The organism is Acidovorax sp. NPDC077693, assembly GCF_044542805.1.
GTDB lineage: Bacteria > Pseudomonadota > Gammaproteobacteria > Burkholderiales > Burkholderiaceae_C > Acidovorax.
The window spans coordinates 79,319-91,899 of sequence record NZ_JBITVD010000004.1; the positions used below are offsets into that span (position 1 = coordinate 79,319).

The 12,581-nt window shown below is 70.0% G+C and carries 7 protein-coding genes; 2 read left to right on the forward strand and 5 right to left on the reverse strand.

What is annotated here, in order from left to right:
• Window positions 1-96: 96 nt before the first annotated feature.
• Both ACIGHN_RS06270 and ACIGHN_RS06275 read left to right on the forward strand, forming a co-directional pair.
• Window positions 97-987 (forward strand): ornithine carbamoyltransferase, encoded by an 891-nt coding sequence (locus ACIGHN_RS06270; RefSeq protein ID WP_396503654.1) that lies wholly within the window; start codon window positions 97-99, stop codon window positions 985-987.
• Complete coding sequence (locus tag ACIGHN_RS06275) at window positions 974-1,336, forward strand: MerR family transcriptional regulator (RefSeq protein ID WP_396503655.1); 363 nt, start codon at window positions 974-976, stop codon at window positions 1,334-1,336. The genes ACIGHN_RS06270 and ACIGHN_RS06275 overlap by 14 nt, the downstream gene beginning before the upstream one ends.
• A gap of 104 nt (window positions 1,337-1,440) precedes the next feature.
• On the opposite strand, the gene ACIGHN_RS06280 is transcribed toward ACIGHN_RS06275, so the two are convergent.
• The 5 genes from ACIGHN_RS06280 to ACIGHN_RS06300 form a co-directional block, all read right to left on the reverse strand.
• Window positions 1,441-2,652, reverse strand: a complete 1,212-nt coding sequence (locus ACIGHN_RS06280; RefSeq protein WP_396503656.1) for an FAD-dependent monooxygenase — start codon at window positions 2,650-2,652, stop codon at window positions 1,441-1,443.
• A 176-nt stretch (window positions 2,653-2,828) separates the two neighbouring features.
• A complete protein-coding gene (locus ACIGHN_RS06285; protein ID WP_396503657.1) occupies window positions 2,829-5,345 on the reverse strand; it encodes a putative bifunctional diguanylate cyclase/phosphodiesterase in 2,517 nt (838 codons plus the stop codon).
• Window positions 5,342-8,707, reverse strand: coding sequence for an EAL domain-containing protein (locus ACIGHN_RS06290; RefSeq protein WP_396503658.1), 3,366 nt, complete (start codon window positions 8,705-8,707; stop codon window positions 5,342-5,344). The genes ACIGHN_RS06285 and ACIGHN_RS06290 overlap by 4 nt, the downstream gene beginning before the upstream one ends.
• 314 nt (window positions 8,708-9,021) lie before the next feature.
• A complete protein-coding gene (locus ACIGHN_RS06295) occupies window positions 9,022-11,958 on the reverse strand; it encodes an aconitate hydratase (protein WP_396503659.1) in 2,937 nt (978 codons plus the stop codon).
• Window positions 11,959-12,171: 213 nt separating this feature from the next.
• A complete protein-coding gene (locus ACIGHN_RS06300) occupies window positions 12,172-12,579 on the reverse strand; it encodes a hypothetical protein (RefSeq protein WP_396503661.1) in 408 nt (135 codons plus the stop codon).
• Window positions 12,580-12,581: the final 2 nt, after the last annotated feature.

Consider the following 12,581-nt stretch of genomic DNA (forward strand, 5'->3'; position numbering starts at 1 on the left):
CTGAAGTACGCTTCAAGGTCAAGCACTCTCTGCAACGCGTGCTGCTCTTTCTTTGTTTCTCTTTCACACGCCTTCATCCCGGCAGCGGGCACTCCCATGAACCTTCTTCAACTGACCGACCTGCAACCTGACGACATCCGCCGCATCTGGGCGCTCGCGGGCGAGCCGCCGGGCCCCGCACTGAACCCCGCTCCGGGCGGCACCGTGGCGTGGTCGTTCGAGGGCAACGGCCTCCGCACGCGCACGACCTTCATCGAGGCGTTCCGGCAGCTGGGCCTGGCGTTTACCGAGCTGCCGAATCTGCTCAAGACCGGCGAGCGGCCCGAGGACCTGGCCGGGTACCTGGACCCGTTCTATGCGCTGTACGTGGTGCGCGAGTCCGACCACCCGCGGCTGTCGGCGTTTGCGGCGGCGTCGCGCCGGCCGGTGATAAACGCGATGTCGGCCCAGGGCCACCCGTGCGAGGTGCTCACCGATGCGTACTACGTGGACACCCGGATCAAGCCGCTGCAGGACGCGCGCGTGTGCCTGTGGGGGCCCAGCACCAACGTGTTCCGCTCGTGGCACGAACTGGCACAGGTGCTGGGGTTCGCGCTGGTGCAGGTGTGCGACCGGCGCTTTCACGAGGTGCTGCCGCAGGTCGAGTTCGTGGAGCCGTCGGCGCTGCCGCAGGCAGTGGACGTGGTGATCACCGACAGCTGGCCGGCCAGTGCCGAAGCCGACGCCACCACGCAAACCGACCTGACGCCGCTGTCCGAGGACCACTTGGCCGCGATGGGCTCCCCCGCCCTGCTGCCCACGCCACCCTTCACCCTGGGCCGCGAGCTGACGGTGGACCCTGCGGCCTACCCCGGCTTTGTGGGCTACGCGCAAAAGGAGCTGCTGCTGCCCGTGCAGATCGCCATCGTGCGCTGGGTGCTGTCAGCGGCCGCCGAAGCCGATGCCAAACGGTTGGCCCACCAGGGCGACGACCATGCTGATCGGTGACCTGGCCACCGCGTCGGGCCTGAGCCGCGAGGCGCTGCGCTTTTACGAGCAGCAGGGCCTGATCCGCGCGCGGCGCCTGGCCAACGGCTACCGCGACTACCCGCCCGAGGCGGTGATGCTGGTCCAGTACGTCCGCACCGCGCAGCAGCTGGGCTTTACCCTGGCGGAGATCGGCGACCGCCTGCCGGCCATCTGGGACGCGCCGGACCCGGGCCCCGCCCTGGCCGAGGTGCTGGCCAGCAAGCTCGGAGAGATCGACGCACGCATCGCCGCACTGCAGAGCCTGCGGCAGACCCTGGCCGAGCGCGTGGCCACCGACTGCCCGCTGCGCGCCGCCGAGCCGCGCTGAAGGCGCACCCAGCCCGCCACACCCGGACCCACACCGCTGATTTCGAATAAAAACAGCCGCTACCGCGCTATGGGAAAGCGCCACCAGCTATCAAATAAATAGCATCACAGAGAACTGGCGATCGACCCGTCGCCCCGGTACAGCCAGGGCACATCGAGCACCCGCTCGCCCAGCAGGCGCAGCGACAGATCGCGCCCCCAGCGCACGGGCCCCGTGGCGTGGAAGATGCGGCCATTGCGGGTGGAGCGCGCCTGCACGCGCGCGTTGCGCTGCCAGCGGTTGAGGGCGTAGCGCGTCAGGCGCAAGGGCACCTCCAGGTCGTGCATGGCCAGGGCGCGCTGCAGCTCCGCGGCGTCTTCGATGGCCATGCCCGCACCCTGGGCCAGGTAGGGGCGCATGGGGTGGGCCGCGTCGCCCAGCAGGCCCACCAGGCCGCGCGCCATCTCGGCCGCGCTGCGCACCGGCGGGCGGTCGCACAGCGGCCACAGGCGCCAGCCGGCGGCCCCTGGCGCGGCCACGCTGCGCACCACGTCCTGCAGCGCGGTGCAGGTGCCCTTCAGGGCGTGCTCCAGGCCCGCGGCGTTGGCGGCGTGGTCCCAGTTCTCCAGGTCGTGCGGCACCGGCCCCTGCACGATGACGACGATGTTCTGCAGCTCGCCCCGGCGCACGGGGTACTGCACCGCGTGCAGGCGCGGGCCCAGCCAGGCGGTGACCTGGGCGGTGCGCAGCGCCTGGGGCAGCGCGTGCTGCGGCACCAGGGCGCGGTAGGCCAGGTGGCCGGTCACGCGCGGCGGCACGGGGCCCAGCAGTTGCGTGCGGGTGCGGCTCCACAGGCCGTCGGCGCCGATGAGCGCATCGCCCTCCACCTCCTTGCCGCGGCTGGTGCGCACGGTGACGGCGGTTCCGTCGTCGGCAAAGCTGTCGATGGCGTGGGCCAGGTGCAGCTGGGTGTCGGTGTATTTTTCGACGGCGGCCAGCAGCAGGCCGTGCAGGTCGGCGCGGTGGATGGTGGCGTAGGCCGCGCCGTAGCGCTGCACCGCCGTCGGGCCCAGCGGCAGCTCGGCCAGGCCGCGGCCGCTGACGGCGCTGCGCACCTGCAGGCGGCTGGGAAAGGCCGCCACGGCCTGCAGCGGTTGCTGCAGCCCCCAGGCCTGCAGGCGGCGCACCACGTTGGGCCCGATCTGCACGCCCGCGCCGACCTCGCTGAACGCGGCCGCACGCTCGTACAGCCGCACCTCCCAGCCCGCGCGCGATGCGGCCAGCGCAGCCGCCAGCCCGCCGATGCCGCCGCCGGCCACCAGGACCTGCTTTTTCATCGCCCCCCCACCGCAGGCTCCAGCGCAGCCCCCGCACGGGACTGCGACCACACGGGACGGAAAGCGCGCATGCAATGTGTCATGCGCCGATTGTGCCGCGCGCCCGGGCGCCGCTTTTTGTCATGGCGCAGGGCTGCCTGCCAAAACCTGCGGGTGAGATGCGGCCCTGCGCGGCCTTACAGCGCAGGCCGCAGCGCCCGCTCCAGCACCTCGGCCGGCATGGGGCGGCCGAACAGAAAGCCCTGGAAGGCCTGGCAGCCGTGGCGCTGCAGAAACTCCAGCTGGCCCGTGGTCTCCACGCCTTCGGCCACCACCGTGAGGTCCATGCTGTGTGCCAGGGCCAGGATGGTGCGCACGATGGCCGCGTCGTTGGGGTCGGTCTGCAGGTCGCGCACAAAGCCCTGGTCGATCTTGATCTGATCGAGCGGCAGGCGCTTGAGGTAGGACAGCGACGAATATCCCGTGCCGAAGTCGTCCAGCGAAAAGCCCACGCCGTAGCGGCGCAGGTACTCCATGCGCGAGATCACATCCTCCACGTCGGTCAGCAGCAGGCTCTCGGTGAGCTCGAGCTTCAGGCGCTCGGGGTTGGCGCCGCTCTTGTGCAGGATGCCCAGCATCTGCTCGACGAAGTCGGGCTGGCGGAACTGCCGCACGCTCACGTTCACCGACAGGAAGAACTGCCGCGTGAGCGAGTGCCGCGACCAGGCCACGAGCTGCGCGCAGGCGGCTTCGAGCACCCACTGCCCGATGGGCAGGATGAGCCCCGTCTGCTCGGCCAGCGGGATGAACTCGGCCGGCGACACGAGCCCGCGGCGCGGGTGCTTCCAGCGCACCAGCGCTTCGGCGCCCATCAGCCGGCCCTTGCCGTCCACCACGGGCTGGTAGTACAGCACCAGCTCGCGCTCCTGCAGGCCGCGGCGCAGGTCGGCCTCCAGCGCGGAGCGGTTGCTCACGGCGGCCTGCATGTCGGGGTCGAAGAAGCGCTGGGTGTTGCGCCCCGCGGCCTTGGCCTGGTACATGGCCAGGTCGGCGTGCTTGAGCAGCTCGTCCACGCTGCCGGTCTGCTGGCCGAACAGCGCGATGCCGATGCTGGGCGTGCTGTGGTGGCTGGTCTCGCCCAGCGCGTAGGGCGTGCCCAGCGTGGCGGCGATGTGGCTGGCCACCAGCGCGGCCTCGGCGCTGGCGTGGGGGCCGTCGGCGCTCAGTCCCTCCAGCAGCACCACGAATTCATCGCCGCCAAAACGCGAGACCGTGTCGGCATCGCGCACGCAGGTGGTCAGGCGCTGGGCCACCTGCAGCAGCAGCTGGTCGCCGGTGTCGTGGCCCAGGGTGTCGTTCAGGTCCTTGAAGTTGTCGAGGTCGATGAACAGCAGCGCGCCCTGCGCACCCGAGCGGCCCACGGCCGCCATGGCGCGTTGCAGGCGGTCCACCAGCATGCGGCGGTTGGGCAGGCCGGTGAGCACGTCGTAGAAGGCCAGGCGCTCGATCTGGCTCGCCACCGCCTTGCGCTCGGTGATGTCGCGGCCCACGCCGCGGTAGCCGCGCAGCGTGCCCTGCGCATCGATCACGGGCACGCCGCTGACCGAGATCCAGTGCATGGTGCCGTCGGGCCGGTGGCGGTGCAGTTCCAGGTCGCGAAACGGCTGGCGCGCCTGCAGCACCGCGCGGTGCGCGGCCCAGTCGGCATCGGTCATGTTGAGCGCACCCAGCTCCCAGCGGGTGTGGCCCAGCACGTCTGCCAGCGGCAGGCCGTTGACGCTCAGGTCGCCCGCCAGCTGCACGAAGCGGCCTTCGGCGTCGTGCTCCCAGTACCAGTCGGAAGACAGGTCGCTGAGCGAGCGAAAGCGCATCTCGCTCTCGCGCAGCTCGTTCTCCACCCGCACGTAGTCGCTCACGTCGGTGAAGGTGCGCACCAGGCTGCCGTCGGGCAAGGTGGTGGTGCGCACCTCCAGCGTGTGGCCTTCGCGCGTGCTGCGCCAGTACAGCTCGGGCGCGGGGGCCACGGCGCCGCGCGCCACGTACTCGTGCCCGCGCCGGTCCACCAGGCTGTAGCCCTCGCCAAAATCGCCGCGCTCGGCCTGCACGCGGGTCAGCTCGGCCATCGTGGGTCGCGCCGCCATCAGGGATTCGGGCAGGTTCAGCAGTTCCAGCACGCGCTGGTTGTAGACGGTGATGCGCCCGTCGGGCCCGGTCTTGAAGATGCCCTGGCTCATGCTGCCCAGCGTGGCCTGCAGGGCCGAGCGCTGCTCCTGCAGCAGCGCGAGCGCGTCCTGCCAGATGCGTGCGTCCACCATGCGCACGGGCTGCTGGCCCTGCACGCTGGCGGTCTTCATGAGCGCGGCCAGCCGGTGCAGCAGCTCGCCCAGGTGGGCCGTGCCGTCGGCATCGCGCAGCACATAATCCCCCAGGCCACAGCGAAAGGCGCGCGCGGCCAGAGCCTCCTGCTGGACGTCGATGCACATCAGCACGGGCCGGCCCGCACACAGTTCGAGCACGTCGGGCAGCTCCTGCACCGAAGGCTTGAGGCACAGCACCACCGCGTCCCACGCCTGCGATGCGAGCGGGGCCATGGCGGCCTCTGGCCCCGGGCTGTTGACCACGCGCCAGTCGGGGTGGTTGACGGCGATGAGCCGCCGCGCGAGCGCCGCGTGCTGCGTGTCGCTGTCCACCCACAGGACGCCCGGCCCGCTCATGCGGCAGGGCCCTTGGGCAAAGAGGCGGCAGCGGGCGCGGGCTGCGGATGCTGTGGCGCTGGCAACGCTGCCTGCGTGCCCGCAGCCGCGCCCAGGTCGTGCTCGCGGGCGAAGACATCCACCGGCACCGGCCGCCCGAACAAATACCCCTGGAACCCCTCGCACCCGTGCAGCCGCAGGAACCCCAGCTGCCCCGTCGTCTCCACCCCCTCGGCCACCACCTCCAGGTCCAGGCTCTTGGCCAGCGCCAGAATCGTCCGCACGATCGCCGCGTCGTTCGGGTCCGACAGCACGTCCCGCACGAAGCTCTGGTCGATCTTCACCTGGTCCAGCGGCAGCCGCTTGAGGTAGGACAGGGATGAATAGCCCGTTCCGAAGTCATCCAGCGCAAAGCCCACGCCTTCGCTCTTGAGCTGCACCATGCGCGCGATCGTGTCTTCGATGTCCCCCAGCAGCAGGCTTTCGGTGAGCTCGAGCTTGAGCCTTCGGGGGTCCGCCCCGTGCTCTCTCAGGGTCTGCAGCACTTCGGCCACGAAGCCGGGCTGGCGGAACTGGCGGGCGCTCACGTTCACCGAGATCGACAGGTGCGCCGTCTCTCGGTGCTGGCCCCAGCGCTGCAGCTGCGCGCAGGCGGTCTGCAGCACGTACTGGCCCAGCGGCAGGATGAGTCCGGTCTGCTCGGCCAGCGGGATGAAGTCGCCCGGGCTGATCATGCCGCGCTGGGGGTGGCGCCAGCGCACCAGCGCTTCGGCCCCCATCAGGGTCGCCTGGTGGTCGACCACGGGCTGGTAGTGCACCAGCAATTCGCCCCGCGCCAGGCCCTGGCGCAGGTCGGCTTCCAGGTTGGAGCGGGCGTTGACCGCCGCCTGCATGTCGGGGTCGAAGAAGCGCTGGGTGTTGCGCCCTGCGGCCTTGGCCTGGTACATGGCCAGGTCGGCGCGCTTCAAGAGTTCGTCCACCGACAGGCGTTCGTCGCCAAAGAGGGTGATGCCGATGCTGGGGGTGCTGTAGTGCTGGGCGCCGTCGAGTTCGAAGGGCTGGTTCAGGTGGGCCAGCAGTTTCTCGGCCACGGTCTCGGCCTGGGTGGCGGCTTCGGCCAGGTCCGGGGCCAGGGCTTCGAGCATGACGACGAATTCGTCGCCGCCAAAGCGGGCCACGGTGTCGGCCTCGCGCACGCTGCCCACCAGGCGGGCGGCCACCTGGGACAAGAGTTGGTCGCCCATGTCGTGGCCCAGGGTGTCGTTGAGGTCCTTGAAGTTGTCGAGGTCGATGAACAAGAGGGCGCCCAGGTTCCTGGTGCGCTGGCAGGCGGCGATGGAGCGCTGCAGGCGGTCCAGCAGCAGGCGGCGGTTGGGCAGGCCGGTGAGCGCGTCGTAGAAGGCCAGGCGCTCGATCTCCTGCTCGGCGCGCTTGCGGTCGGTGATGTCGCGGCACACGCCCAGCACGCCGGTCACGCGGCCGTGCAGGTCGCGGATGGGGGTCTTGATGGTCTCGAACTGGCCCTGGTAGCCGTCCTCGGCAAAGGTGAGCGTCTCTTCGTACACCAGCGGCTGCCAGGCCTGCATGGCGCGCAGGTCGTACTTGCGAAACCGCTCGGCCACCGAGGCCGGCACCAGGTCGAAATCGTTGCGCCCCACCACCTGACTCTCGGGCAGGCCGGCAAACCGCTCGAACACCGGATTGACCGACAGGTACACGCCTTGCGCATCCTTGAGGAACACCATGTCCGGCATGGCGTTGACCACGCGCGCCAGGTGCGCCTTCTGCAGGGCCAGTTCGGTCTCGATGCGCTTGAGCTCGGTCAGGTCGTAGGCGAACACCACCACGGCCGACACACCCTGGTCGGTGACCGCCTCGGGCGCGATGGTGGTGTGGCGGTACTGCGGCCCGTCGGGGGCGTCGACGCGGTTCTCGAACACCGCCGTCTCGCCGGTGAAGGCCTTGTCGAAGTGAGGCTGCATGCGTGCCATCAGCTCGGGGGGCAGCACGTCCTTGAGCAGTTGACCCTGCAACTGGGCAGGCTGCGTGCGCAGCCAGCGCGCCTGCTGCTCGTTCACGTACAGCACGCGCAGGTCCTTGTCCAGGCGCGCCACGCCGCCCGGCACCTGGCGCAGCATGTTGGCCATCAAGGCCTCGTGCGCATGCGCGGCCTCTTCGGCCAGGTGGTGGGCCGTGATGTCGGTCTGCACGCCGTCCCACATCACGCGGCCATCTTCGAGCTGGCGGGGCGATGCGCTCAGGTGCATCCAGCGCAGCTGGCCGTCGGCGCGGCGGATGCGGAACACCACATCGAGCGTGGACATGGTGAGGAAAGACGCACGCTCCATCTGCCGCAGGCGCTGGAGGTCTTCGGGGAGTATCTGGCGGTACACCCGCAGCGGGTCGCGCAGCGCGTCCAGCGCGCTCACGCCGTGCAGGCGTTCCAGCGCCTCGCCCACGTGGGCAAAGTGCGTGCGGCCGTCGAGCTCGCGCACCACCTGGTAGAGCACGCTGTGGGGCAGGTTGCGCCCCAGCAGGGACAGGCGGCCCTCGCTCTCGCGCAGGCGGCGCTCGGCCTCCTGCACGCGGGCGAACGGCCGGCGGATGCCGGCATTGAAGACGGCCTGGTACAGCAGCGCATAGGCCACCACGCGCAGGCCGTGCGCCAGCGGCCCGCCCACGGGCGAGTGGCCGCCCAGCGTGGCCACCGCGACCTCGCCGCACAGGAATGCCAGGGCGGCCCAGGCCAGCACGCGCTCGCGCCGCTGCGCCCCGCGGTAGAACCACAGGGCCGCGACCGCCAGCGCGATGATCAGCACACAGGCCAGGTAGCGGCGCAGGCCGCCCCCCGCAGACGACGCGAACCAGGCGGGCAGCGGCCCCAGCGACGAGACCACCAGCAGCAGCGCCACGGCACCTGCGCCAGCCAGCCACGCCCGGGCCGGGCCCGGAGCAGCCACCTGCAGCCCCATGAGCAGCAAGGTGACGGTTTCGGCCAGCCGCGCCCAGCTGCTCAGCCACAGCGAGATGTCGGAGGTGGCCGAGGGCATGTGCACCGGCGTCGAATGCGCGAGCACCCCGTGCAGGAAGTTGCAGGCCGCCGCCACGCCAAACCCTGCGGCCAGCACGTTGGCGCGGCCCTGCTCGGGCGCGTCCAGCGTGTGCAGCGACACGGTGACCACCAGCAGGCCGAGCAGCACCGCCATCAGCTCCAGGAAGGGCTCGAGCCCATGCTGCGCGCCAGCCCCCTCGCCCAGCACCTGCGCCAGGGGCACGACGGTCACCGCCAGCACGGCCACGACAAGCACCACCGTGGCGGCGGGCGCGTCGGTCATCTGCGGCAGGCGCGTCCTTGAGGGGCGGGTGAGGGGTGGTGGAGCCATGGGAGGGCGAGAGACAGGCGTATTTCTACAGAGTTCTACATCGCGTCACAAGTGTATCCATGAGTAAACCCGCCCGCAGGCCGCCGGGCCGGCTTTACCTGCAGCCCCCTCCCCTCCTCGGCATCCCGGCCCGCCGCCGTGGCCGTGGTGAAGGCTGTTTCGGCGCTGTGCAGGCCGAACCTGAGGCGCTGCGGGCCGCGGGGCCGGATGTAGTGCATGCATGCGGCCCGTGTCTTCACCCGGCCCGGGGACCGGGCCCAGGGCCGTTGTGGCGCCCCGGCAGCGCCGCCCGCTGCCCGCCCGGCCCTCAGCCCTCAGCCCTGCAGCAGTTGGCGGAGCACGAACGGCAGGATGCCGCCCGCCTGGTAGTAGTCCACCTCGATGGGGGTGTCGATGCGCAGCGTGACGGTGACCTCCTGGCGCGAGCCGTCGGCGCGGCGGATCACCAGTTGCGCATCGCTTTGCGGCGTGAGTGCGGGGTCGGGCACTACGTCGATCTCTTCGTTGCCGACCAGGCCCAGCGTCTCCCACGACTCACCCGCCTTGAACTGCAGGGGCAGCACGCCCATGCCCACCAGGTTGGAGCGGTGGATGCGCTCGAAACTGCGCGCCACCACGGCCTTGATGCCCAGCAGCTGCGTGCCCTTGGCCGCCCAGTCGCGGCTCGACCCCGTGCCGTATTCCTCGCCCGCGAAGATCACCGTGGGCGTCTTCTGCGCGATGTACTGCATGGCGGCGTCGAAGATGAACATCTTCTCGCCCTGCAGCGCACCTTCGTTCTGGAACACCGTCACGCCGCCCTCCTCGCGCGAGCCGTCGGCGGTGGGCGGGATCATGAGGTTCTTGATGCGCACGTTGGCGAAGGTGCCGCGCATCATCACGTCGTGGTTGCCGCGGCGTGCGCCGTAGCTGTTGAAGTCGGCCTTTTGCACGCCGTTGAGCTGCAGCCACTGGCCGGCGGGCGACGTGGCCTTGATGGAGCCCGCAGGCGAGATGTGGTCGGTGGTGATGGAGTCGCCGAACAGCGCCATGATGCGCGCGCCGTGGACCGCGGAGGCCGCGGCCTCGCCCTGCTCCAGCGTGAACTGGGCGAAGAACGGCGGCTCTGCGATGTAGGTGCTGGCAGGCCAGGTGTAGGTGTTGCCCGACACGCCCAGAATTTTTTCCCACAGCTTGCCGGGCTCGGTGCTCACCTTGGCGTAGTTCTCGCGGAAGGCCTTGCCGTTCATCGCGAACTTCATCAGCTGGTGGATCTCGTCGCTGGTGGGCCAGATGTCGCCCAGGTACACGTCGCGCCCGCCCTTGCCTTTGCCCACCGGCTCGGTCATCAGGTCCTTGAGCACTGTGCCGGCGATCGCGTAGGCCACCACCAGCGGCGGGCTGGCCAGGAAGTTGGCCTTGAGGTTGGGGTGGATGCGCGCCTCGAAGTTGCGGTTGCCCGACAGCACGGCCGCGCACACCAGGTCGTTGCTGGTGATCACGTCGTTGAGCTCGGCCGTGAGGTCGCCCGCGTTGCCGATGCAGGTGGTGCAGCCATAGCCCGCGAGCGCAAAGCCCAGCTTTTCGAGGTAGGGCAGCAGGCCCGTCTCGGTGAGGTATTCGGTGACGATGCGCGAGCCGGGTGCGAGCGAGGTCTTGATGTGCGGCAAAACCCGGAGCCCCGCCTCCACTGCCTTCTTGGCCAGCAGGCCTGCGGCCAGCAGCACGCTCGGGTTGCTGGTGTTGGTGCAGCTGGTGATGGCGGCAATGAGCACGTCGCCATTGCCGATGCTCACGTCACCGGGCTGGCTGGCCTGCTGCGCCGGCACGTCGGCGCGCGCGGCGGCCAGCGTGGGCTTGTTGTGCTCCATCTCGACCAGGAAGCGCGGCCCGCCCGAGGGCGCGGGCTTTTCGGCGGGCGTGACGGGGTCGGCCGGCGCGTCGGCCGGGCGCACATGGTGGCGGGTGTGCAGCAGCTCGGCCGGGCGATTGAAGCCGTTGCTGGCGATGGGCTGGCTGAACAGGTCGGCGAACTGGCTGGCGACCTTGCCCAGCTCGATGCGGTCCTGCGGGCGCTTGGGGCCGGCCAGGCTGGGGGTGACGTCGCCCAGGTTCAGGCGCACCACTTGCGAGTAGTCGATCTCGCCGGCCAGCGGCACGCCGAACAAGCCCTGCGCGCGGAAGTACGCCTCGAAGGCCTCGATCTCCGCCTTGGTGCGGCCCGTGCCCTGGAAGTAGTCGATGGTCTTCTCGTCGACCGGAAAGAACCCCATGGTGGCGCCGTACTCGGGCGCCATGTTGCCGATGGTGGCGCGGTCCGGCAGCGACAGCGTGCGCGTGCCTTCGCCGAAGAATTCGACGAACTTGCCCACCACCTTGTGCTGGCGCAGGATCTCGGTCACGGTGAGCACCAGGTCGGTGGCGGTCACGCCCTCGCGCAGTTGGCCCGTGAGCTCGAAGCCCACCACATCGGGCGTGAGGAAGTACACCGGCTGGCCCAGCATGGCGGCCTCGGCCTCGATACCGCCCACGCCCCAGCCCACCACGCCGATGCCGTTGATCATGGTGGTGTGGCTGTCGGTACCCACCAGGGTGTCGGGGTAGTAGACGGGGCGCGTGGCGTCCTTGGTCTTGTGCACGCCGCGGGCCAGGTATTCCAGGTTCACCTGGTGCACGATGCCGAAGCCCGGGGGCACCACGCCGAAGGTGCTGAAGGCCTGCATGCCCCACTTCATGAACTCGTAGCGCTCGCGGTTGCGCTGGAATTCGAGCTTCATGTTCAGGTCGAGCGAATTCTTCTTGCCGTAGTAGTCGACCATGATGGAGTGGTCGACCACCAGGTCCACCGGCACCAGCGGCTCGATCTTCTTGGGGTTCTTGCCCAGCCGGCCGGCCACGCTGCGCATGGCGGCCAGGTCGGCCAGCAGCGGCACGCCGGTGAAGTCCTGCAGCACCACGCGCGAGACGACGAAGGGGATCTCGTCCTTGCGCTCGGCGTTGGGCGCCCAGTGCGCCAGCTGCTGCACGTGCTCGGGCGTCACCTTGCGGCCATCGCAATTGCGCAGCACCGATTCGAGCACGATGCGGATGGACACCGGCAGGCGGCTGACCTCGGGGAACTGGCGGGCCAGCGCGGGCAGGGAGTAGAAGTACCCCTCCTTGCCGGACGCTGTCTTGAAGCTCTTGAGCGTGCTGGCAAACGCGTGGCGCGGCGAAGCGCCGGTGGCTGGGCGGGAAGACGGGGTGGCTGGCGGCTTGGGCGATGAGGCCATGGCGAACTCCTGTGTGACGCAACAGGCCTATTCTGTCAGCCTCACGTGACGGCGCAATCGTGGGGGTATGCACAGGTGTCGCACGGCGCTGCGTGCGCCCGGCCCGTGCATGGACCCCGGCCACAGCGCCGCAACTTCAAATAAAAATAGCCGCTACCGCTTGATGGACAAGCGCCAGAAGCTATATATTTAATAGCAATTGGCTATACAGACTTACGCGGCTGCCCAGCCCTGCAGTCGGCGCACGCCGAACCACTGCAGCTCTGCCAGCAGCGCGACGGACACCACATGCACCACCAGGTACGCCTGGCCAAGCAGCGTGGGCGTGAGTGCAGAGCCCAGCAGCAGCGCCAGGCTGGCCAGCGCCCACGCGAAGTTGCCGACGATCAGCACCCACAGCCAGCCCCGGGGCATGGGCTCGGACCGCGCAATCGCCACGGCCAGCGCCGCATAGCCCAGCAGCAGCACGCCGGTGGCCTGCAGCAGCCCCGCGGGCAGGCCCAGCCATTCGGCCAGCGGCGCGGTGAGCAGCAGGTGCAGGGCACCGAGCAGGACACCCGTGGAGGCATCGAACCAGACCACGGCACGCAGGAATCGGGGGGAAGACATCAGACTGAACATGG

Bases quoted from the DNA above. Each gene is read 5' to 3' on its own strand.
- ACIGHN_RS06270 (WP_396503654.1), top strand. From the start codon at position 97: ATGAACCTTCTTCAACTGACCGACCTGCAACCTGACGACATCCGCCGC.
- ACIGHN_RS06275 (WP_396503655.1), top strand. From the start codon at position 974: ATGCTGATCGGTGACCTGGCCACCGCGTCGGGCCTGAGCCGCGAGGCG.
- ACIGHN_RS06280 (WP_396503656.1), bottom strand. From the start codon at position 2,652: ATGAAAAAGCAGGTCCTGGTGGCCGGCGGCGGCATCGGCGGGCTGGCG.
- ACIGHN_RS06285 (WP_396503657.1), bottom strand. From the start codon at position 5,345: ATGAGCGGGCCGGGCGTCCTGTGGGTGGACAGCGACACGCAGCACGCG.
- ACIGHN_RS06290 (WP_396503658.1), bottom strand. From the start codon at position 8,707: ATGGCTCCACCACCCCTCACCCGCCCCTCAAGGACGCGCCTGCCGCAG.
- ACIGHN_RS06295 (WP_396503659.1), bottom strand. From the start codon at position 11,958: ATGGCCTCATCGCCCAAGCCGCCAGCCACCCCGTCTTCCCGCCCAGCC.
- ACIGHN_RS06300 (WP_396503661.1), bottom strand. From the start codon at position 12,579: ATGTTCAGTCTGATGTCTTCCCCCCGATTCCTGCGTGCCGTGGTCTGG.